A 21,894-nucleotide genomic window follows, 5' to 3' on the forward strand; every position below is an offset into this window, starting at 1 on the left:
CACCGCCCACGGAAACTCCTGCTCAAGGATTTCCGCGGGCGCACTTTGTAGCCCGCTTTCGTAACACGATACAAATCTGACGCCAGAAATAAAAAATCAGCTTAAAAGTCCCGGGGCCCAGGCGCTAAACTGCCCCTCATCCCGAGAGCCTCCACGTCCGAGCCCTGCGAGCCGGTTTGAGCTGACATGACCCGCACCCATGAAATCCGCCCCGATCTGGACCAGGGAATTGACCGCAAGGTGCTCAGCCAACTGCGCGCACGCTTCCTCAAGCTCAACGAGGGGCGCATGGCCCGTGCCATGGAAGGGTTGTCGACGCGCCAGCAAGGGGTATTGAACCTCCTTCCGCTGTTCTTCCATGTCAATCACCCATTGCTGCCGGGTTACGTTTCGGGCGGCACGCCGGCCGGGCTGTCGAATTTCGAGCCGGATGCCAACGTCCTCGCCGAAGCCCAGCGCCTGACCCGCTCCTTTTCCTATAAGCCGCGCCACGGCAGCAATCCACCACGGCCGATTCACGGCCTGTTCCTGATGGGTAGCCTCGGCACCCTGGCCCAGGCCGAACAGAGCGATATGGATGTGTGGGTCTGCCACAGTCCGGACCTGAGCGAAAACGAACTGACCGAGTTGCGCCGCAAATGCCATCTGCTCGAAGCCTGGGCTGCGACCCAGGGCGCCGAAGCGCACTTTTTCCTGATCGATCCGGTCCGTTTCGTAAAAGGCGAGCGCGACGGCCAGTTGAGTTCGGAAGACTGCGGTACCACCCAGCATTATCTGCTGCTGGACGAGTTCTATCGCACTGCGATCTGGCTGGCGGGGCGCACGCCGATCTGGTGGCTGGTGCCGGTGTATGAGGAAGCCAACTATGCCCAGTACACCCATACCCTGACGTCCAAGCGCTTCATTCGCGCCGATGAAACCCTGGACCTGGGCCATCTGGCCCGCATTCCGCCCGGCGAGTTCATTGGTGCCGGGCTCTGGCAGCTGTTCAAGGGCATCGAGTCGCCGTACAAGTCGGTGCTCAAACTCCTGCTGATCGAGGTGTACGCCAGCGAACACCCCAGAGTCCAATGCCTGAGCCTGCGTTTCAAACAGGAGGTGTTCGCCAATCGGCTCGACCTCGATGAGCTGGACCCGTACGTCGTGGTCTATCGGCGCATCGCGCAGTACCTCATCGCCCGCAACGAACCGGAGCGGCTGGAGTTGGTGCGCCGGGCGCTGTACCTGAAGGTCAACCGCAAACTCACCGGCACCGGTGGGCGCACCCAGGGCTGGCAACGCTCATTACTTGAGCGCCTGGCCCACGAATGGCAATGGGATCAGCGCCAGTTGGCCCTGCTGGATAGCCGCAGCCAGTGGAAAGTCCGCCAGGTCATCTCGGAGCGCCGGGCCCTGGTCAACGAACTGAATTTCAGCTATCGCTTCCTGACCCAGTTTGCCCGCCATGAACAAACCATCAGCCCGATCAACAAGCGCGACCTCAGCGTACTGGGCAGGCGACTGTACGCAGCGTTTGAACGCAAGGCGAACAAGGTCGAGTTCATCAACCCCGGAATCGCCCCGGACCTGGCCGAAGATACCCTGACGCTGGTGTACGCGCCGAGCAGGAAAGAACCGGACCAAAGCCAGTGGGGCTTGTACAACGGCAGCCTCACCGCCCTTGAGTGGGAACATTTCGCCCCGATCAAACGCAGTCGCCATTTAATCGAGCTACTCGCCTGGTGCCACCGCAACGGCGTGATCGACAGCAGCACCCGCCTGGCCTTGCACCCGGGCAGCAGCGACCTCAGCGAATTCGAGCTGTTCAACCTGCTTGGCAGCCTGCAACAAAGCATTCCCCTGCCACTGCCGGCCGTCGCCGAAAAAGCCCTGCTGCGTGCCAGCGCGCCCAGCGAAGTGCTTATTCTGGTAAACGTTGGCATCGATCCACTCAAGCACCACCGCGAACTGAACATCCTGATGACCACCGAGCGCACCGACTCCTTGAGCTACGCAGGCGTAAAGGAAAACCTGGTGCTGACCCTGGACCAGGTCACGCTCAACAGCTGGAACGAGGTGCTGGTCAGCCGCTACGACGGTCCCCACGCCCTGCTTGATTGCCTACGCGACTATCTCAACGCTCTGCCTGGTGGGCCACGCCAACCCAGGTTGAGAGTCCGTTGTTTCTGTCACAACCGTGCGCAATTCATTGCCCAGCGCGTCGAAGACATTCTCGAAACCGCGCAGAACCTGCTGCTGAGCAATCTCAATCACCGCTATCTGATCCAGGTCCAGCAGCATTACCACGTACTTGAGCTGATACCCGGCCAGGTCAATCACATCACGCAGGCCACGCTGCCGGGACTGCTGGACTGTCTCGGCGAAGACCGGGCGAGCTACAGCCCGCTGCACCTGGACCCGATGGCATTGGACGACCACGACCTGTCCTTGCTGCTGCCGATGGGTCGGCCCGGCTGCATCCAGGTGTTCTACCGGGTCAATGAAGCGCAGGCTGACCTGTACGTGCTCGATGAATTCAATGCCTTGTGGCAGCAACGCCTGCCGTGGCATGACGAGCAAAGCCTGCTGGCGCCGCTGCAGCGTTTCCTGCAATCGATCCAGTACCGGCGCGACGCCGCGTTGCCAATGGACACGGCTCAGCCTGCGAACCTGGACACCCGGTATTACCAACTGCTGCCTTCGGGTACTGGCCGGGCGCGGCGGGTGGATGCGCGGTCGGCACCGCAAACCCCGGTCAACAAACCCTTCTATGACGTACAGGCGATCGTCGGCAAAGCCGCTCCGGGCAAGTTGCAGGTCACGTTGTATTGCAATCAGCGGGAGTTTAGCGAGCTGGAACATGGCGACCAGCTGTTCAGCGTGGTCGCCCGGGAAATCGTCGAGCAGCGCCACGAGACCGAACGCTACCGCTGCTACATCACCGATCTGGACCTGTCAGGCCTGCTCGGTGATGGTCAGGGGTCAAGCAATCTGTATCTGCGCTACAAGGCCGACCTGGAGCGCGCATTGAACGAGGCGCTCGGGCAGGTCTGAAAGGGCGTCACTCGGGGAAGGAGCCGCCATTGGCTGGCTGCGATTCGACTTCAAGCAGGGTCAGTTTCAACGTCTTGCCGCCCGGTGCTGGCCAGTCGATGTGCTGGCCGACTTTCAGGCCCAGCAACGCGCTGCCGACTGGCGCCAGAATGGAAATCTTGCCCTCATCGGCGTTGGCATCCTTCGGATACACAAGCGTCAGGTGGTAGTCCTTGCCACTGCCTTCTTCACGGCAATGCACGCGGGAATTCATGGTCACGACATCGGCGGGCACTTCATCGTGGCCGACCACTGTATCGGCGCGATCCAGTTCGGTTTGCAGCGCGATAACGCCCGGCAGCGATTCATCCAGGCTGTCGATCAGACGCTCCAGACGCTGAACGTCTAGACGGGTAAGGGTGATGGAAGGTGCGGTCATGATCAGGGCAGACTCCTTTCTTCTGCACGAAAAAAGCAAAACCCCGCCAGAAAAAGGCGGGGTTTTCACAAGCCTCGATGGGTTGAGGCGTTTCTGGACACTATCACAGCTCAAAAAATATACAAGCCGCCACCGGCGTACGGCTGTGTGTCCCTACCGGGGAGTGTCGGTGGTTTTGCGTTGCGAGGCCTGGGCGCAGATCACCCGGCGGCGTTCGTCATCCGCCGAGCGCCATTCGCGTATGTCTTCCACATGACGGAAACACCCGAGACAGACCTTCTGCTCGTCCAGCCGACACACGCCGCTGCACGGGGAAGGCACCGCCGGGCTGACGTTGCTGTAAAGCGGCTTGGGAGGGCGAGCAGGCGCGGACTGGGTCACGAGATTACAGGCCTTCGAAATCGAGCTCGACGTCAGCCTGCTGCTTGACGATACGTTCAAGCATCTCGCCCAACTGCTCTTCGCTCTTGTCGCACATCCAGCGTTCGCTTTCTTCGTCGTAGTCGAAGTGGAAGCCGCCGGACACAGCTGCCAGCCACAGCTGGCGCAGGGGCTCCTGGCGACTGAAAATCAGTGCGGTTCCGTTTTCAAATTTGACGGTCAGTACACCGGCCGAACTCTCCAGATCGATATCCAGGTCGCTTTCGTCAAAGATGTCTTCCAGTTTTTCCTGGGTGGCATCGACCAGATCGTGGAAACGGGCTTCGGACAAACTCATTGCGGCAACCTCAAAAAATGTCTGATCAGGCTCAAGCGCCGCAAGATACGGACGCTGCTTGCCGAATGCAAAGGATTACTAATTGTGGGAGCGAGCCTGCTCGCGAAGAGGTCGGCACATGCAACATCATAGCTGCCGGACCCACCGTTTTCGCGAGCAGGCTCGCTCCCACAGGGACTCCATGATACCGACTGGCATCTTGCAAGGCCCGCCGGACGGGAGCCCCGTCGCATAGGCAAGCTGCCGGGTGGCCGGTATACTCCGGCGCAATTAATGCATTTTCAAGGATTTCGCCATGAAGCGCCTGATCTCTTCCCTTGCTGCGCTCCTCGCGGTTGCCTGCCTTGTGTCGGCCTGCGGTCAAAAAGGCCCGCTGTACCTTCCCGATGAAGATCAGGACCCTGCAGAGCAAGCCAAGTCCTCGCAAAAGCAGCCCTCCAAGTCGCACAAGCACGACGTCTACCAATAAGGGAACATCATGGACGCTTTTAACTACCGTGACGGTGAACTGTTCGCGGAAGGTGTTGCACTGTCTGCTATTGCCGAACGCTTTGGTACACCGACCTACGTTTACTCGCGTGCGCACATCGAAGCCCAATACCTGGCTTATGCCGATGCCCTGGTCGGTATGCCTCACCTGGTTTGCTTTGCGGTCAAGGCCAACTCCAACCTGGGTGTGCTGAATGTCCTGGCGCGTCTTGGCGCCGGTTTCGACATCGTTTCCCGTGGCGAGCTGGAACGTGTGCTGGCCGCTGGCGGCAGCGCCGACAAGATCGTGTTCTCCGGCGTCGGCAAGACCCGCGACGACATGCGTCGTGCGCTGGAAGTCGGCGTGCATTGCTTCAACGTCGAATCCACCGACGAGCTGGAACGCCTGCAAGTGGTGGCCGCCGAGCTCGGTGTTCGTGCGCCGATCTCCCTGCGCGTCAACCCGGACGTCGATGCCGGTACCCACCCGTACATTTCCACCGGTCTCAAAGAGAACAAGTTCGGCATCGCCATCGCCGACGCCGAAGACGTCTACGTGCGGGCCGCCCAACTGCCTAACCTGGAAGTGATAGGCGTCGATTGCCATATCGGCTCGCAACTGACCACCCTGCCACCGTTCATCGATGCCCTCGATCGCCTGTTGGGCCTGGTCGACCGCCTCGGTGACTGCGGCATCTACCTGCGTCACATCGACCTCGGTGGTGGCCTGGGTGTGCGTTATCGCGATGAAGAGCCGCCATTGGCTGGCGACTACATCAAGGCCGTGCGTGAACGTCTCGACGGTCGCGACCTGCCGCTGGTCTTCGAACCGGGCCGCTTCATCGTCGCCAATGCCGGCGTGCTGCTGACCCAGGTCGAGTACCTCAAGCACACCGAGCACAAGGATTTCGCCATTGTCGACGCAGCCATGAACGACCTGATCCGCCCGGCGCTTTACCAGGCTTGGATGGACGTCACCGCCGTGCGCCCGCGCAATACCGCTGCGCGTCCCTACGACATCGTCGGCCCGATCTGCGAGACCGGCGATTTCCTGGCCAAGGAGCGTGAGCTTGCCCTGGAAGAAGGTGACCTGCTGGCCGTGCATTCGGCTGGCGCCTATGGGTTTGTCATGAGTTCCAACTACAACACCCGCGGCCGCGCCGCCGAAGTGTTGGTGGACGGTGATCAGGCATTTGAAGTGCGTCGCCGTGAGACGGTAGCCGAGTTGTTCGCTGGCGAAAGCCTGCTGCCGGAGTAAAACCATGCTGCTGCGTTTTACCAAGATGCACGGCCTGGGCAATGACTTCATGGTCCTCGACCTGGTCAGCCAGCACGCGCATATACTGCCCAAGCATGCCAAGCAATGGGGCGACCGGCATACCGGCATCGGTTTCGACCAACTGCTGATCGTCGAAGCTCCGAGCAACCCGGACGTTGACTTCCGCTATCGGATCTTCAACTCCGACGGCTCCGAAGTGGAACAGTGTGGCAACGGTGCACGCTGTTTCGCCCGTTTTGTGCTCGATAAGCGCCTGACCGCAAAACGGCAGATCCGTGTCGAAACCAAAAGCGGCATTATCGAGCTCGATGTTCGCAGCGATGGCCAGATCAGTGTCAACATGGGCGCTCCACGCCTGGTGCCGGCCGACATTCCGTTCCAGGCGCAAGAACAGGCCCTGAACTATCAGGTCGACGTCGATGGCACGCCCGTCGAATTGGCCGCCGTGTCCATGGGCAACCCCCATGCCGTGGTGCGGGTCAGCGATATCAACAACGCACCGGTGCATGAACTGGGGCCGAAAATCGAGCATCACCCGCGCTTTCCGGCACGGGTCAATGTCGGTTTTCTCCAGGTTATCGACCGGAGCCGCGCGCAGTTGCGCGTCTGGGAGCGCGGGGCTGGTGAAACCCAGGCCTGCGGTACCGGCGCGTGCGCCGCCGCAGTCGCTGCGATCAGCCAGGGGTGGATGGATTCGCCACTACTGATCGACCTGCCTGGCGGGCGCTTGTCCATTGAATGGGCAGGCCCTGGCCAACCGGTCATGATGACCGGCCCGGCAGTGCGCGTTTATGAAGGACAAGTGCGTCTTTGAGTGAGCCACAACCATGACCGATAAGCCTCAGGTACCCGCCCGACAGCCCGACGAATCACCGTCCGAAAGCCTGGAGGCGGCGGCCATTGCCGCGTACCTGGAGGCTCATCCGGACTTCTTCGTCGAGCACGAAGACCTGCTTGCATCCTTGCGCATCCCCCACCGGCGCGGTGATACCGTTTCGCTGGTGGAGCGGCAGATGACCATCCTGCGCGACCGCAACATAGAACTGCGTCATCGCCTCTCGCACCTGATGGATGTGGCCCGCGACAATGACCGCCTGTTCGACAAGACCCGCCGCCTGATTCTCGCCCTGCTCGACGCGACGAGCCTCGAAGACGTGGTGATCTGCGTCGAAGACAGCCTGCGCCAGGACTTCCAGGTCCCCTTCGTCAGCCTCATCCTGCTGGGCGACAACGCCATGCCGGTGGGCCGCTGGGTGACCCACGCCGAGGCACAAGTGGCCATCGGTGGTTTGCTGCAGGAAGAAAAGAGCGTCAGCGGCACCCTGCGCGAGCATGAACTGGACTTTCTGTTCGGCGAAGAACAGCGCAAGCAGATTGGCTCCACCGCCGTCGTTGCCATCAGCCATCAAGGCATCCACGGCATACTGGCCATCGCCAGCCGTGATCCGCAGCACTACAAGAGCTCGGTGGGCACGCTGTTCCTGAGCTACATCGCCGAAGTCATGGGCCGCGTGCTGCCACGGTTCAACAGCTCCCTGCGCTCGGTACGCTGAAAATGGAACGGCAACTGGACGCTTACTGCGAACACCTGCGCAGTGAGCGGCAGGTGTCGCCGCACACGCTATTGGCCTATCGCCGCGACCTCGACAAAGTGCTGGACTGGTGCGTCAAACAGAACATCGCCAGTTGGGCGGCCCTGGACATCCAGCGCCTGCGTAGCCTGGTCGCCCGCCTGCATTCACAAGGCCAATCGTCGCGCAGCCTGGCGCGTCTTCTGTCGGCAGTACGCGGGCTTTATCACTACCTGAACCGCGAAGGTCTCTGCGACCACGATCCGGCCAATGGCCTCGCACCGCCCAAGGGCGAGCGCCGCTTGCCGAAGACCCTCGATACTGATCGTGCGCTGCAACTGCTGGAAGGCGGCGTGGAAGACGACTTCCTGGCGCGCCGGGATCAGGCGATCCTTGAGCTGTTCTACTCCTCCGGACTGCGCTTGTCGGAGCTGACCGGGCTCAATCTCGATCAGCTGGATTTGGCGGACGGCATGGTCCAGGTGCACGGCAAGGGCAGCAAGACCCGTCTGCTGCCTGTGGGCAAAAAAGCTCGCGAGGCGCTGGAACAGTGGCTGCCACTGCGAGCCTTGGCCAATCCGGCAGACGATGCGGTGTTTGTCAGCCAGCAAGGCCGGCGCCTGGGGCCGCGGGCGATCCAGTTGCGGGTCAAGGCGGCGGGCGAACGCGAACTGGGGCAAAACCTGCACCCACACATGTTGCGACACTCCTTCGCCAGCCACCTGCTGGAGTCCTCCCAGGACCTGCGGGCGGTGCAGGAACTGCTCGGCCACTCGGATATCAAGACCACCCAGATCTACACCCATCTGGATTTCCAGCACCTGGCAACCGTCTACGACAGCGCCCACCCACGGGCCAAACGCATTAAAGGCGACGATTCATGACTCTCCAACTGATCACTTTCGACCTCGATGACACCCTGTGGGACACCGCCCCGGTGATCGTCAGCGCCGAAGCCGTATTGCGCGAATGGCTGACTGAACATGCGCCCAACCTTGGAGCGATACCGGTGGAGCATTTGTGGGCCATTCGCGAACGCATCCTGAGCATCGAGCCAAACCTCAAGCACCGTATCAGCGCCCTGCGCCGGCGCGTGTTGTTTCACGCATTGGAAGAAGCCGGATACGCTCACGCTGAAGCGTCGGACCTGGCCGATCAGAGCTTCGAAGTGTTTTTGCATGCACGGCATCAGCTGGAAATCTTCCCGGAGGTGCAACCCACCCTCCAGGCACTGGCCAACCATTACACCCTTGGCGTGGTCACCAACGGCAACGCCGACGTGCGCCGGTTGGGGCTGGCGGACTACTTCAAGTTTGCGTTGTGTGCCGAAGACATCGGCGTCGCCAAACCCGATGCGCGCCTGTTCCATGAAGCGCTGCAGCGCGGTGGTGCAACCGCAGAGACGGCGGTGCATATCGGTGATCATCCAGGGGATGACATCGCCGGTGCGCAACAGGCAGGGTTGCGGGCGATCTGGTTCAACCCGGCGGGCAAGGTCTGGGAAACCGAGCGTTTGCCGGATGCCGAGATTCGCAGCCTAACCGAGTTGCCAGCGTTGTTGGCGCGGTGGAATGCGACCTCAGCCTGACATAGCAACCTGTGGGAGCGGGCTTGCCCGCGAAGGCGTCGTGTCAGTCAATTAAGGTGTCGACTGACAAACCGCATTCGCGGGCAAGCCCGCTCCCACATTGGGTCTCGTTGAGCCCAGAGTTTTATTTCAGGCATGAAAAAGCCCGCAGCGACGGCGGGCTTTTTCAGCAAGCGCGTAGCAGGCTCAGATAGGCCGGCTGCCGTACTTGTTGTCTGGCTTCTTGGGAGGATCGGCGACCACATTGGCCTCCACTTCCTGCACCTTGCCACCACGAGCCAGGAACTCCTCCATGGCCTTGGCCAGGGCGTCACGTTCCTTGTTCTTGGCTTCGACACTCGGCAGCTCATCGACCGATACCGCTGCCTTGGCTTTGCCTTTGGCGGTCGGAACGGGGGCATCACCGCCGTCGTCTTCAGCGACGTCTTCCGCCGCTGCTTCCAGACCTTCTTCGGTTTCGTCGTCGTCGCCTACTTCGAGGTCGTCGTTTTCCAGATCATCGTCGCTCATGTTCTACCTCATGACTTGCGAAAAGCAGATTAGTTATAGCCCAGCTTTGCCCTCTGTCGAAGGCTGCCGGAAAAAAATCAACAGCCGCTGCTGACCAGCGGTTATGCCCCTTCACCGTGCAAGGTGGCGAGGACTTTACGGGCACCGCCATGATCACGGTGCTCGCCCAGGTAAACGCCTTGCCAGGTCCCTAACGCCAGTCGACCCGCCGAAATCGGCAAACTGAGCTGACAGCCAAGCACACTGGCCTTGAAATGCGCCGGGAGGTCGTCCAGGCCTTCGTCGTTATGCTCATAGCCGTCTGTTCCTTGTGGGATCAGACGATTGAAAAATCGTTCGAAGTCGCGACGTACCGCCGGATCGGCGTTCTCGTTGATGGTCAACGACGCCGAGGTATGCTGTATCCACAAATGCAACAGACCGACCCGGCACGCCTTGAGTTCAGGCAGGCCAGCGAGTAACTCGTCCGTTACCAGATGAAAGCCCCGGGGCCTCGCCCGAAGGGTTATCAGAGTCTGTTGCCACATACAGTTCTCCGCACGTCCGGGGCGCATTCTAGCGCGCTCAGGGAAAAAACAAAGGCCCTGATCATCCTTCAATCATGTAAGCCATTGGCGGCACAAAAACTCGCATCGCAAACGTCGTAAAAGCTGTAAGAAAAAACCTTTCAGCCTTTGCTTCAATGACAAACTCCAGACGAAAAAATGCCCGGCAAGCCGGGCAAGATTTTTTCATGCGCGTGCTTACAAGTTGTAGCCGCGTTCGTTGTGAAGCGCCAGATCGATGCCGACCGCTTCTTCTTCCTCGGTGATCCGCAGGCCCATCACGGCGTCCAGGACCTTGAGGATGATGAAGGTGACGATGGCGGTGTAGATCACCGTGAAGCCCACGCCTTTGCACTGGATCCATACTTGTGCGGCGATGTCGGTCACGGTGCCGAAGCCGCCCAGGGACGGTGCAGCGAATACACCGGTCAGGATCGCGCCGAGAATACCGCCGATACCGTGCACGCCAAAGGCGTCCAGGGAGTCGTCATAGCCGAGCTTGCGTTTCAGGGTAGTGGCGCAGAAGAAGCACACCACGCCCGCTGCCAGGCCGATAACCAGGGCACCCATCGGGCCCACGGTGCCAGCAGCAGGAGTGATCGCAACCAGACCGGCCACGACACCCGAAGCGATACCCAATGCGCTTGGCTTGCCGTGGGTGACCCACTCGGCAAACATCCAGCCCAGCGCAGCGGCGGCGGTCGCGATCTGAGTGACCAGCATCGCCATGCCGGCAGTGCCATTGGCCGCCGCAGCGGAACCGGCGTTGAAACCGAACCAGCCGACCCACAGCATGGCCGCACCCATCAAGGTGTAACCCAGGTTGTGCGGGGCCATCGGCGTGGTCGGGAAACCTTTGCGCTTGCCCAGCACCAGGCAGGCAATCAGACCGGCCACACCGGCGTTGATGTGCACCACGGTGCCGCCAGCGAAGTCCAGCACGCCCCAGTCCCACATCAGGCCGCCGTTGCCGGACCAGACCATGTGCGCGATCGGTGCATACACCAGGGTGAACCAGATGCCCATGAAGATCAGCATCGCGGAGAACTTCATGCGCTCGGCGAAGGCACCGACGATCAGCGCCGGGGTAATGATGGCGAACGTCATCTGGAAGGTGATGAACACCGCCTCAGGGAACAGCGCCGCAGGGCCGGTCAGGCTGGATGGCGTGACACCGGCGAGGAAAGCCTTGCCCATGCCACCGAAGAAGGAGTTGAAGTTGACGACGCCCTGCTCCATGCCAGTGGTGTCGAACGCAATGCTGTAGCCATAAATGACCCACAGGACGCTGATCAGGCCGGTAATGGCGAAGCACTGCATCATCACCGACAGAATGTTCTTGGAGCGCACCATGCCGCCGTAGAACAGCGCGAGGCCGGGAATGGTCATGAACAGCACGAGGGCTGTCGAGGTCAACATCCAGGCGGTGTCGCCGGAGTTGAGGACTGGGGCCGCCACTTCGTCTGCCGCCAAGGCCAGGCTGGGCATTACGAAGGACAACAGGGCTCCTAGCCCTGCGAATTTACGCAGAGTCATTTTGTTTTCTCCTGGGGCGTTGGGTTTGTGGCGGCTTAGATTGCGTCGGTATCGGTTTCGCCGGTACGGATGCGAATCGCCTGTTCCAGATTGACCACGAAGATCTTGCCGTCACCGATCTTGCCGGTGTTGGCCGCCTTGGTTATCGCCTCGATAACCCGGTCGAGATCCTTGTCGTCAATGGCGACATCAATCTTCACCTTTGGCAGGAAATCGACCACATACTCCGCGCCGCGATACAGCTCGGTGTGACCCTTCTGCCGACCGAAGCCTTTGACTTCAGTAACGGTAATGCCCTGCACGCCGATCTCGGACAACGACTCGCGCACGTCGTCCAACTTGAACGGCTTGATGATGGCAGTGACTAGCTTCATGAAAACTCTCTCCCGAATTTGGTGGACTTGCCCCAGGAAAACAAACCCGTCTCAAGTCTAAGCGCAGTGCCTGGCTTTGTAACGCATCGTCGGCCTTACCTGCCCGTACGACGCCAGCTAACCGCTCCTTGCGAAACACTCCCCGCGTCTCGCCTGGCGCACTGCATTCGTCACAGCGACTGCATCAGTGCATGGGTCATCAGCATCTAAGCAGAAAGCTTGCCATCTCCACAAAACACTTTGATTTCAAGCCTTTGCCAACAGATCGCAACCACTTCACGACAACACCCAACGCGTTACGCACAACAACGGTGCGATACCGTCCGTCCCCATGCTCGAAAAGCGTGCATCCCTTGCCCGCGAATTTGACTATAGACACTGCGTGGTACACTGCCGGGCATTGCTACCAGGACATTCCCCCATGCTCGCGCCCAAAGACTTCCTCGACGCCCTGACAGGCACCGCCTCCCGCCTCTTCAGCGGCGACACTCCACTGCCGAAAAGCGAAATCGAAAGCCAGTTCAAGGCATTGTTGCAGAGCGGATTCAGCAAGCTGGATCTGGTCAGCCGCGAAGAGTTCGATAGCCAGATGGTCGTGTTGGCACGCACCCGGGCACGGTTGGAGGCTCTTGAGGCGAAAGTGGCGGAGCTGGAAGCGAAGCTGAGCCCACCAGCGGAAACTGAATAACTGAAGTAACTGATCCTTCCCATGCTCTGCGTGGGAATGCTTCCAGGGACGCTCCGCGTTCCGCCTCTGAAGCGACGCGGAGCGTCACCGTAATATCCCGTGAAAGTTTGCCCGCCTAACCACTCCACCAATCCCCTCTCCCCCGTCTACCCTTGAAAAACCCGCAGGAAGCGGCCTCTCGTCACCTCAAGGAACGACCATGTCCCTCTCCATCGTCCACAGCCGCGCCCAGATTGGCGTGGATGCGCCCGCTGTCACTGTTGAAGTCCACCTGGCCAATGGCTTGCCATCACTGACCATGGTCGGCCTGCCCGAGGCGGCGGTGAAGGAAAGCAAGGACCGGGTGCGCAGTGCGATCATCAATTCGGGGCTGCAGTTTCCGCCACGGCGCATCACGCTGAACCTGGCACCGGCGGATTTGCCCAAGGATGGCGGGTACGGGTTTGGTGATGGTGTGGACGAGCCACAAATCATGTGAAACCCATGGACATTGATCCAGCACGGAACAATTTCCTAAGCACCCTTGAAAATTCCAACCCGCTGGTTATGTTGAATTGCTTGCTCTCAGAAAGGGGCGTGTCCCCATTCTGGTTCTGTATCTAAGGAGTAAGCGATGGCAGTACTCGTACACATCAGGTTCAAACCCACCAGAATAGTGGTAGAGGCCGACGAAATTCGACGAGAGCACTTAGTTGCCGAATCAAAAATAAAGCGCCTACCCCAAGTGTTATGGGGTGATGGAACCCCTTGGAGAGAAGCCAATCTCTGGGCATATCAGCGCGCAAAAACCCGGGACGTCTCTATAAAAACAGTGCAATCAAACATGGGCTCCATTGCTTTCTATGCGAATTGGCTCGAACAAGAGTCAGTTCAGTGGTGGGACTTTCCTGCACGACGGGATCATCGCTGCTTGATTAGATATCGCGGCTTTCTGATCGACACCAGAGAGAATGGAACGTTGGCACCTTCGACTGTTAGTCAAAGAATGCGTGATGTCATCTCTTTTTACCGCTGGATGCAGGCGTCTGGATTACTAAGGCCTGAATGGCCAATGTGGAAAGAGCACACAGCAAAAATCCTTCTAATCAATCAGTTCGGGCTTGAACGAACGTTATCTGTCAATACGACTGATTTAGCGATCAAAAATAGGAAAAGGTCATCTAGTCTTCTAGAAGACGGACTACTTCCGATTCCTTCTATCGACAGAGATCACATTTTGCAGTTCGCAAAAGAGAACTCTAGCCAGGAGTTATACCTTTTATTGTTACTTGGCATTTACACCGGCATGCGGATCGGCACACTGTGTAACTTGAAAGTTGAAACACTTCAGAACGCCTCACCTGACCCTGCTACTCCATCGCTCTTCCGGTTGAACGTAGGTCCTGGAGCTAAACCAAGTGTGCATACAAAACATAGCGTGACAGGCCAAGTCTGGATCACCAAGCCTCATCTTGAAGATTTACTTGAGTACTGTTACAGCTCACGGCGTCTGCTGAGGGTAGCGAAAGGCCTTCCGGAACACAAAAACATTATATTCCTGACCAGATTCGGTAACCCATACAATGGAACAGATTCAAACAGAAGCAGTGCAATAAATGTAGAAATGCTCACTTTAAGAAGGAAAGCCGCAGCGGCCGGGCTAAAAGCATTGGACGGATTCCATTTCCACCAGACTCGATGTACTTACGCTACTGAACTGGCAAAAATTCTAATACCTATAGGGGGAGCAACAAATGCCCTCGCCCTAATCAAAGATGCGTTGCTACACAAAGATGAGGCAACATCGCTGAAGTACATTAAATTCGTTGAAAAATTTCCTGCCAAGATTGCATATGCAAACGAGTTTAGCAGGCTCCTCCTTGGGTTAATTTCAAGCGAGCCTTCAGATGAACAACCTTAGCGAAGATTTGTCATTTCCATCTGCAAAATACAGCTCGGCGGAAACTCAAATGAGCTTATTGCCCTTAATCTATGACGGAGCTGCAAAAGGAAATATTAAAACCATAGAGAATGATATAGCGGCTGGCAAATTCGGCGAAGCTGTGGCCGAAAGAATACCATTAGTGAGAAAGATTCATGAAGTCTTGTCAGCCCACCTAACATCCGGAGGATCCCGCTACACCGTTAAAGGCAAAATAGACAAAATCAAAGCATTTTATGCATGGTCGAACGACAACCGATATAGCATTACTGAAAACAACGTAGAACCTCTATATATTGAATGGACAGGGTATCTTCTAAGACGCCATCAAATTTTAAAGGAAATCACAGCCAATAGCGCATTCGATATTGCTAATAGTGTCGGAGCATTATTCCAAAATGTGCTCGAGTTGCCAAATTTTAGCAAGAAGTCACGTGTAAAACGCAAATCCAGAAGAAAAAATGCACTCAGCATAAAGGCAGACAAACAAGTACTATCTGCGACCTTTGAATTTGGTCATTTCTTGCTCGACATTTGCCAATCTCTAACTATCGACGTTATTAAAGCCTTGCCACCTTTTTTAATAAAGTTCGCAAACGGACATGTTTGGGAAGAATGGGCAGGCTTTGTCTCTATTGAAAACACTGCGAATTGCGCGTGGGCGAAAAAAAAGCCAAGCATGGTCAGATCTGTTATAGAAAAAAGAAAAGCCCGCATGGCTGACACCACTTGGACGACCAGGCACCAGATAATTAACTTACGCCTGGAAGCAGAGCTTTTGATTTTTATCGCACAAACAGGTATGAACCTCGCCCAAGCTCACACACTGAAACTCTCGAATTTTAAATACAGCAGTCATATAGATGGCTACGTTGTTAGACGTGTACACAAATCAAGAGCTGACAGCGAGGTAGCTTTTGAAATTTTCAGCGAGTATCAAAAACATTTTTCGCAATATCTAAAATGGAGGCGAGCGTTTTTTGATCTTGACGAAGACGATCGTTTGTTCCCGCTAAAATCTCCAAAGGTACAGTCAGTTCAAGTGGCACCTGACTTTAAGCGAATCATCAAGCGGTGCGTGAAGTCTGGCATACGTTATGTCGGACCTCGCGAACTACGTAACACCAGAGTTAATTGGTTGATACGGAAGTCGAAAGACACAACACTCGTATCTGAAATGGCGCAGCATTCACCGCAAACCCTGATAAGGGTGTATGAGAGACCACATCACCAAGCCGCGGCTGTAGAAGTGTCTCGTTTTCATCAGAAGCAGGATGCGGCCCTGAAAGCCCCAGGACCTGGCGAATGTCTCAAGCCTGCCAATAAGCAGCCCATCCAAGAGGTCGGCTCATCCATAACTGCCAACTGCGTGAGCCCTGCGGGTTGTTTATTTTGCGGCTTCCAGCGTGACCTTGAGACTTTTGATTACACATGGTCATTGACGACCTATAGGTTTTACCAGTCGCTGCTCGTAGCTGGCTATAGAGGCTTGACGAAGCCTGGAGAAAGAACTCCGGCTGAAATCGCAATTGCGAGGCTCACGTTAAAGATCTCAGCACTTCGCCAAAAAGGTATCGAACACGAAGGATGGGCTGCTGAAGCAGAAGCCCGAGTGACCGAAGGCGAATACCACCCCCAGTGGGAATTTTTCATAAAATTGCTGGAAGCATATTAAATATGTCCATATTAGCCCGAGCTGTGATTGGTATAGCGACTCCCCTTGCCATACCTGAGAGCAAAAACTATATCCTTGGTAGCTGGCCGCCGAAAGACGACTTTCCAATTGTTATAGACGCGAATGGAAATATTGTCAGCCGGTTCTCCGATGATGTATGGGATCTTTGGCCGTGGGCTGGGGAAAAACTCAAACTAAACTTCGTTGACACGCGCGACAACGGTAACAAGGGAACGCTCCTTGCAGAGAATAGTGCTCTTTTAAAACTTATAGCAGCCTGGCTCATTTACGGCCCTTATTCTGCGATTTCAGCACGGTCATTAGCTCGGAAAATTCAGACCGTTAAGTCGTTTTTCAAGCTTGTGTCAAATGCAGGAATTACTGCGACCGACCTATGCAAATTCCCTCTAGTCGTCGAGTCGATAATTCAAGCCTTACCATACCAAGTTGGAGCCCCCTTAATTGGCCTTATGCATCAATTGCTAGATGATCAAGAAGCTTTAGGCTTCACAATTCTTAATGCAAATCATCTTAAGCAATTTTCAATAGGGTTGGACAAGCCGACAAAGGCGCAAACGCCCTACATCCCTCCTCGTATTTGGTCCTACCAGGCGAATCGGCTGCATGAGTTCATAGCCGACTTTCATCGACATCGTCAGCAACTAGTGGAATGCTTTAATTTTTGTATAGCCGCGTACATTGAAAATTTTGGCTCTCTTGAAGTTGCTTGCGCCCCACGTAAAAAAACAAGATCCGAGGGTCCATTCAAAAAAGGAACTAACAAGTTAATCCCGCATCATAAACCAAAAACGTTTTTAAACGTTGCTGAAAAATATGGGATCACGGAACTACTTAAAAAATGGATTATTCCCGAAGGCCATAACTTATCTGATGGTTCCAGGGGCGTGAGCTCGCTTGCTGCTTACTTTACAATGACAAACTGTGTTGCTCTGGGAGTTATACTCAACCACTCCATGATGCGAGTTGAAGAAGGATGGAATCTCAGAATAGGATGTTTTGAAGAAGAGATAGACGACACATTTGGAAGTTTTTATTGCATTAAAGGGGTAACGACAAAGACAATCGATGACGACGATGCGCGCTGGGTTACCTCCCCATTGGTTCGCTCTGCAGTTGAGGCAGCCGAGACAGTCTCTAGCCTTCGGGTTGTATGTGAAGAAAGTAATTTAAAGCGTGCAGGCTGCGAAACTAGCAACGTACCGCCATATTTATTCATTCGCGCACAAGAACCATGGGGTGTTGGATGCAGTCAATCGAGCATAGTCAGAGTCAGATATCCATCCTATCAGGCAGTTATTACTCAATACCCAAAGCTTTTAGATACAAGCTCTCTAATAATTACAGACGATGACCTGAAAATTGCGAGACTTCTGACTCCCACGTTAGACAGCGAGCCTTTCGCCGTTGGAAATACCTGGCCACTAGCTTGGCATCAGCTCCGTAGAACAGGAGCGGTAAACATGCAATCCTCAGGATTGGTTAGTGATGCTTCAATGCAGTATCAACTCAAGCACGCAACACGAGCGATGTCCCTCTACTATGGAAGAGGTTATTCCAGTCTTCGTCTCAACCAAAGCGCTCGCGATGAATACGTGAGAGCTATGTACGAAGTTCTTGCGAGAGAAGTTGAAGCACTATTAGCACCACGGTTTGTCAGTCCGTATGGCGAACAACATAAATCAGAGATTCTTAGGCTTGTTTCCTCGGGTGATATGCGGAAGCTTGAAGAAGCCGCTAGGAAGGGACACGTTTCTTGGAGATCCACGCTTTTGGGAGGATGTACCAACAAAGGGTACTGCGAGTACGGGGGGGTTGATAACGTTGCGCGATGTGGGGGAGGAGATGGTAAACCGCCATGCTCTGAATTGCTTATTGATAAACGAAAGAGGCCAAAAATTGAACAGTATCTTCAAGTGATCTCGACTAGATTAATTGAAGCACCCGACTTCACCCCATACAAAGATTCATTGGAAGCTCAGAAACGAGCAGTATTAACGGCGCTGAATGTGATTGATAGTGCAGAGGTGATAAATTGAGTGCAGAAAATTCATTTCGTGCAGCCTTCGAGCGACTAAAATTGGGAACCCCAATAGTTCTTGGAAAAGGCGCAGAAGTTTCACAAAACAATGTAGCAAGGGAAGCTGGCTGCGATCCTTCTGCTCTTCGAAAGTCGCGCTATCCTACGTTGATCCAAGAAATTCAGAACTGGGGAGAGTCAAATACTAAACAGAGCAGTACCGTTTCTGCGCGACAGAAGACGCTGCAGCTACGATCCAAGACAAAACCAATAAAAGAAAATTTGGCAGTACAAATATCTGCCCGTGATCAAGCGCTGTCACTTTTAGTTGAAGCAGACGCTAAAATCTTAGAGCTCTCAATGGATATAGAAAGGCTTAAAGCGCAACTGCCGATAAGTAACATAATCCCATTCAAATAGCCCCTACCCTGCATGCTCATGCTCATGCTCATGCTCATGCTCAGGTAAAAGATATAGTGATTATGGGAGGATCGACATCAGAAGAAATGCCGTGACCATGGACAAGACGGTCGCGATCACGGCATTTTTTTTAAATATTCATGGACACCGAATTTCGGCACACAAACGTCCATTTATCAATAGCTTATGACAATGTCCATGCCCCGCCTTCAAGCCGTTGTCCTGGCGCTTCGATCTGGCGATTGCGCTGGGGATTCTTTCGGCGAGCGTGCAGGTGCCGACGTTGACGCTCGATGATGTGGAGTGCCTGGGTGAGCTGGCATTGTCTGGCGCGGTCCGGGCTGTGCGCGGTGTATTGCCGGCGGCTTTGGCGGCGCGCAAGGCCGGGCGATCGTTGGTGGTACCACGGGCCAATGCCGAGGAAGCGTGCCTGGCGTCGGGATTGAAAGTGATTGCGGTGGATCATTTGCTGGAGGCTGTCGCGCATTTCAATGGGCATACACCGATCGAGCCTTACGTCTCCAATGGTTTGCTCTACGCCAGCAAACCTTATCCTGACTTGAATGAAGTGCAGGGACAGCTGGCGGCCAAGCGGGCGCTGTTGATTGCTGCCGCAGGCGCTCATAACCTGTTTATGTTGTAAAACAATACACCCTTGAACGTGAAGGACGATAACAGCTCGCCTCAACTGTATTGGCGTCCAGCTTGTTATGTTGATCAGATAGGTATGGATGACTCTGGCAGGAGCTGCCAGACTGGGTAAGATGAGCATCTGACAGCATTCACCTGAGCTGATATCCAGCGGAAGGAAATCGGTTCTTCCTTATGGCATACACACTCACGGCAAATTTGCCTTCAGGCAGATCGGGTCACAAGGGCAGCCAAAGGCAAGCTATGGAAGACAGGGACTTTTGGAGAAACGAGCGCATAGCATTCCTTGCGCTCACAGCGGTAAATGGCATTGGCTTTTGGTCGCTTCATAAAATCGCTCAAGCGAATTATGGATTCAAGGAGGCGCTCAGGGCGCCAGGGCCAGCAGGAGTGGAAAAACCCCTGGCCGCTGCGGGTTACGACGGAGAGCCTGGCCAGGAATCGCTATGGTCGGAAGGAATCGCGCTTGCGCGAACTCTTACGAGCTTGGGGGTTCGGCTGATCTTCAAGGCAGAGGCAGAGTTTCCCGAAAAGTTGAGAGCTATCCCTGATGCGCCAGAATGGATATTCATTCAAGGCATACCCGAGAATCTGAGCAAGCCGTCGGTCGCAGTTGTAGGAACCAGGAAACCGTCCGACGATGGCCTGTTCCTGACGAAGTACGTGCTCGGGGTTTTGGCTCGCATCGGATGCGTCACTGTGAGTGGCCTAGCGTTAGGGATCGACCAAGTAGCACACATATCGTCTATCCGGTATTCCCTTCCAACAGTGGCCGTGCTCGGGACAGGAATTCTTCAGAACTATCCAAAAGGCTCCAACGAGCTGAGAGAGGAAATTCTCAAAGCCGGCGGTAGCATCGTATCTGAATACCTACCTAATCAATCTTACAGCGCCGAAAATTTCGTACGCCGCAATAGGATACAAGCGGCTCTATGTGATGTGCTCATTCCCTCCGAGTGGAGCATAAAGAGCGGAACAGCTCATACGGTTAAATACGCCAGCAGGTATGAAAAACGGATCGTAAATGTGTTTCTTCCAGGCACTCAAAACTCCCGACCGGAAATTCCATTCTCAGCTGCTGAGTACCGGGCATCGTGGTACGAAGTACCAACGAAAACAGAAAGTCTAATTCAATTTTTGAAGTCTGTGCTGCTGGAAGCTCCGGAAAGCATGCCGACGAGCACGGCAGATCTACCTGTAGAAAAAACGATAGACACTTTAGAGCCAGAGTCAGAGAAAGAGTCAGATGACACTATCGAAGCCAATGGCTTAAACCAACCAAGCCAACTCCCGCTCATTTGACTAGGAAGCCAGAAAGGATGCTGATTCTAACTACTTCCCCGGCTGCTATAACCATAAATGGGCTACCAGCACCTGATATCGTTCAGGGACTGATCCGAATTGCCGCAAATGGCAATCGGGTCGGCGTGATATCCAACCATCAGAAGCCAGAATGGTTTGACCGGGAGTTCGCTGGCTCCCAGGTAATTTTTATCCCTGCTGAAGCTCGCCAAAAAGGCGAGATAATTAAAAATATTGCCAAAAATCTCAATGTGAAAACACATGATATTTTGGTTCTTGCCGCAAGCGCCGACGATCTGCAAATGGCCAAAAATGGAAAGGCTGTGCTTGTAGCTGCTGGCTGGTCAACCGATCCACAGATAGTAAAGTTTGGACAAAAGATTGATTCCGTACAAGAGCTTGAGCAACTGACCGTCCTTACAAACGGCTGGAACGGCAAATGGTGGTTCGATGGAAGAGCCGATAACTACACCATCCACGCACTGGTAGATCTGTCGACTCTCCACAAAGGAGTAACGCAGCAACAGTTCGCTCAAAAACTAAAGTTGACAGTGAAAAATGGCGGCGCACGCCTTGCAGCTCTGCTGGCTGTTACAGCCCGGTCGATGCTGATCAACAACATAGATCAGGCAGCCAACCTTTTATGGGGTGTTTATCCTTCATCCGGTAATACCACTGGCGCCGACGAAGTTTTGACCGAATTCACACACCGCCTACGCACCGTGACATCAAGGGTTCAGTTCGCCAAGGCAGGAGTTCCCCTTTTTATCCGCCATACAGCCTCAGTGAAGCGCTCAGCTAATCCTGGCGGCGACCGCACCGATCCTAGCGGACAGATAACCACGCTTCACCTAAACCCCTTTTACAAAGGGAAGATTGCAGGGCGAAACGTGATCGTCATTGATGACTGCACTACCTACGGGGTGTCCTTTGGGGTAGCAGCTGCATTTCTGCGTAAAGCTGGTGCCAACTCTGTACACGGAGTTGCGCTTGGCAAGTTTGGTAACCAGCTGTCGTACTACAATATCAATATTAATAGCGACCCCTTCCAGCCAGTGATAGCTGGTGGTTTCACTACTGGAAACATCACTAGGTTTCCTGGCAACACAGATAATACGGCGCAGCAAGTGCTCCAGTCGCTGATCCCGTGATTGGCAAA

At 55.4% G+C, this 21,894-nt stretch carries 21 protein-coding genes and 2 pseudogenes; 16 read left to right on the plus strand and 7 right to left on the minus strand.

Annotated features, from left to right (window positions below; all coding sequences use genetic code 11):
• Positions 1–186: 186 nt before the first annotated feature.
• On the plus strand, positions 187–3,033 hold the full coding sequence (locus PG5_RS22025) for a class I adenylate cyclase (protein WP_020799335.1): 2,847 nt from the start codon (positions 187–189) through the stop codon (positions 3,031–3,033).
• A gap of 7 nt (positions 3,034–3,040) precedes the next feature.
• Here the strand turns inward: PG5_RS22025 and rnk are convergent, their stop codons facing one another.
• The 3 genes from rnk to cyaY form a co-directional block, all read right to left on the minus strand.
• Positions 3,041–3,451 carry a nucleoside diphosphate kinase regulator gene (gene rnk / locus PG5_RS22030; RefSeq protein ID WP_020799336.1) on the minus strand — a complete coding sequence of 137 codons (411 nt, stop codon included), beginning with the start codon at positions 3,449–3,451 and terminating at the stop codon, positions 3,041–3,043.
• Between the two features lie 153 nt (positions 3,452–3,604).
• Positions 3,605–3,832: a DUF1289 domain-containing protein gene (locus PG5_RS33800; RefSeq protein ID WP_081648183.1), complete on the minus strand. Its 228-nt coding sequence runs from the start codon at positions 3,830–3,832 to the stop codon at positions 3,605–3,607.
• Between the two features lie 4 nt (positions 3,833–3,836).
• On the minus strand, positions 3,837–4,169 hold the full coding sequence (gene cyaY, locus PG5_RS22035; protein ID WP_020799338.1) for an iron donor protein CyaY: 333 nt from the start codon (positions 4,167–4,169) through the stop codon (positions 3,837–3,839).
• 295 nt (positions 4,170–4,464) lie between these two features.
• Here cyaY and PG5_RS33805 point away from each other — a divergent pair, with 295 nt between their 5' ends.
• Genes PG5_RS33805 through PG5_RS22065 form a run of 6 tightly spaced genes read left to right on the plus strand, consistent with a single transcriptional unit; the run spans position 4,465 to position 9,075 of the window.
• Positions 4,465–4,638: a lipoprotein gene (locus PG5_RS33805; protein WP_020799340.1), complete on the plus strand. Its 174-nt coding sequence runs from the start codon at positions 4,465–4,467 to the stop codon at positions 4,636–4,638.
• 9 nt (positions 4,639–4,647) lie between these two features.
• A complete protein-coding gene (gene lysA / locus PG5_RS22045) occupies positions 4,648–5,895 on the plus strand; it encodes a diaminopimelate decarboxylase (protein ID WP_020799341.1) in 1,248 nt (415 codons plus the stop codon).
• 4 nt (positions 5,896–5,899) lie between these two features.
• On the plus strand, positions 5,900–6,730 hold the full coding sequence (dapF, locus tag PG5_RS22050; protein WP_020799342.1) for a diaminopimelate epimerase: 831 nt from the start codon (positions 5,900–5,902) through the stop codon (positions 6,728–6,730).
• Between the two features lie 13 nt (positions 6,731–6,743).
• Entirely contained in the window at positions 6,744–7,469 is a 726-nt protein-coding gene (locus PG5_RS22055; protein WP_020799343.1) for a DUF484 family protein, read from the plus strand.
• Between the two features lie 2 nt (positions 7,470–7,471).
• On the plus strand, positions 7,472–8,371 hold the full coding sequence (xerC, locus tag PG5_RS22060; RefSeq protein WP_020799344.1) for a tyrosine recombinase XerC: 900 nt from the start codon (positions 7,472–7,474) through the stop codon (positions 8,369–8,371).
• Complete coding sequence (locus PG5_RS22065; protein WP_020799345.1) at positions 8,368–9,075, plus strand: HAD family hydrolase; 708 nt, start codon at positions 8,368–8,370, stop codon at positions 9,073–9,075. Before xerC ends, PG5_RS22065 begins: the two co-directional genes overlap by 4 nt.
• A 186-nt stretch (positions 9,076–9,261) precedes the next feature.
• Here PG5_RS22065 and sutA read toward each other — a convergent pair whose 3' ends face one another.
• From sutA to glnK, 4 genes are all read right to left on the minus strand, one after another.
• On the minus strand, positions 9,262–9,585 hold the full coding sequence (sutA, locus tag PG5_RS22070) for a transcriptional regulator SutA (protein ID WP_007980816.1): 324 nt from the start codon (positions 9,583–9,585) through the stop codon (positions 9,262–9,264).
• A 101-nt stretch (positions 9,586–9,686) separates the two neighbouring features.
• Positions 9,687–10,112 carry a secondary thiamine-phosphate synthase enzyme YjbQ gene (locus PG5_RS22075; RefSeq protein WP_033039357.1) on the minus strand — a complete coding sequence of 142 codons (426 nt, stop codon included), beginning with the start codon at positions 10,110–10,112 and terminating at the stop codon, positions 9,687–9,689.
• Positions 10,113–10,328: 216 nt separating this feature from the next.
• Positions 10,329–11,666, minus strand: a complete 1,338-nt coding sequence (locus PG5_RS22080; protein WP_020799347.1) for an ammonium transporter — start codon at positions 11,664–11,666, stop codon at positions 10,329–10,331.
• Between the two features lie 35 nt (positions 11,667–11,701).
• Positions 11,702–12,040 (minus strand): P-II family nitrogen regulator, encoded by a 339-nt coding sequence (glnK, locus tag PG5_RS22085; RefSeq protein WP_002555808.1) that lies wholly within the window; start codon positions 12,038–12,040, stop codon positions 11,702–11,704.
• Between the two features lie 421 nt (positions 12,041–12,461).
• Between glnK and PG5_RS22090 the strand changes: the two genes are divergently transcribed.
• The 9 genes and pseudogenes from PG5_RS22090 (at position 12,462) to PG5_RS22120 (ending at position 21,886) form a co-directional block, all read left to right on the plus strand.
• Positions 12,462–12,728: an accessory factor UbiK family protein gene (locus PG5_RS22090; RefSeq protein ID WP_020799348.1), complete on the plus strand. Its 267-nt coding sequence runs from the start codon at positions 12,462–12,464 to the stop codon at positions 12,726–12,728.
• A gap of 199 nt (positions 12,729–12,927) precedes the next feature.
• Positions 12,928–13,164: pseudogene (locus PG5_RS22095) on the plus strand (magnesium chelatase domain-containing protein); the annotation flags it as partial.
• 177 nt (positions 13,165–13,341) lie between these two features.
• Positions 13,342–14,628, plus strand: a complete 1,287-nt coding sequence (locus PG5_RS22100) for a tyrosine-type recombinase/integrase (protein ID WP_020799350.1) — start codon at positions 13,342–13,344, stop codon at positions 14,626–14,628.
• Positions 14,615–16,324 (plus strand): site-specific integrase, encoded by a 1,710-nt coding sequence (locus PG5_RS22105; RefSeq protein WP_155943738.1) that lies wholly within the window; start codon positions 14,615–14,617, stop codon positions 16,322–16,324. Before PG5_RS22100 ends, PG5_RS22105 begins: the two co-directional genes overlap by 14 nt.
• A 2-nt stretch (positions 16,325–16,326) precedes the next feature.
• Entirely contained in the window at positions 16,327–18,381 is a 2,055-nt protein-coding gene (locus PG5_RS35015) for a hypothetical protein (RefSeq protein ID WP_020799352.1), read from the plus strand.
• A complete protein-coding gene (locus PG5_RS33810; protein ID WP_081648184.1) occupies positions 18,378–18,782 on the plus strand; it encodes a hypothetical protein in 405 nt (134 codons plus the stop codon). Before PG5_RS35015 ends, PG5_RS33810 begins: the two co-directional genes overlap by 4 nt.
• 226 nt (positions 18,783–19,008) lie before the next feature.
• Positions 19,009–19,413, plus strand: a pseudogene (locus PG5_RS22110) (magnesium chelatase domain-containing protein); the annotation flags it as partial.
• A 263-nt stretch (positions 19,414–19,676) separates the two neighbouring features.
• Positions 19,677–20,735, plus strand: a complete 1,059-nt coding sequence (locus PG5_RS22115; protein WP_256228617.1) for a DNA-processing protein DprA — start codon at positions 19,677–19,679, stop codon at positions 20,733–20,735.
• Between the two features lie 17 nt (positions 20,736–20,752).
• Positions 20,753–21,886 carry a phosphoribosyltransferase gene (locus PG5_RS22120; protein WP_020799355.1) on the plus strand — a complete coding sequence of 378 codons (1,134 nt, stop codon included), beginning with the start codon at positions 20,753–20,755 and terminating at the stop codon, positions 21,884–21,886.
• Positions 21,887–21,894 lie beyond the last annotated feature (8 nt).

The organism is Pseudomonas sp. G5(2012) (assembly GCF_000408945.1).
Lineage (GTDB): Bacteria > Pseudomonadota > Gammaproteobacteria > Pseudomonadales > Pseudomonadaceae > Aquipseudomonas > Aquipseudomonas umsongensis.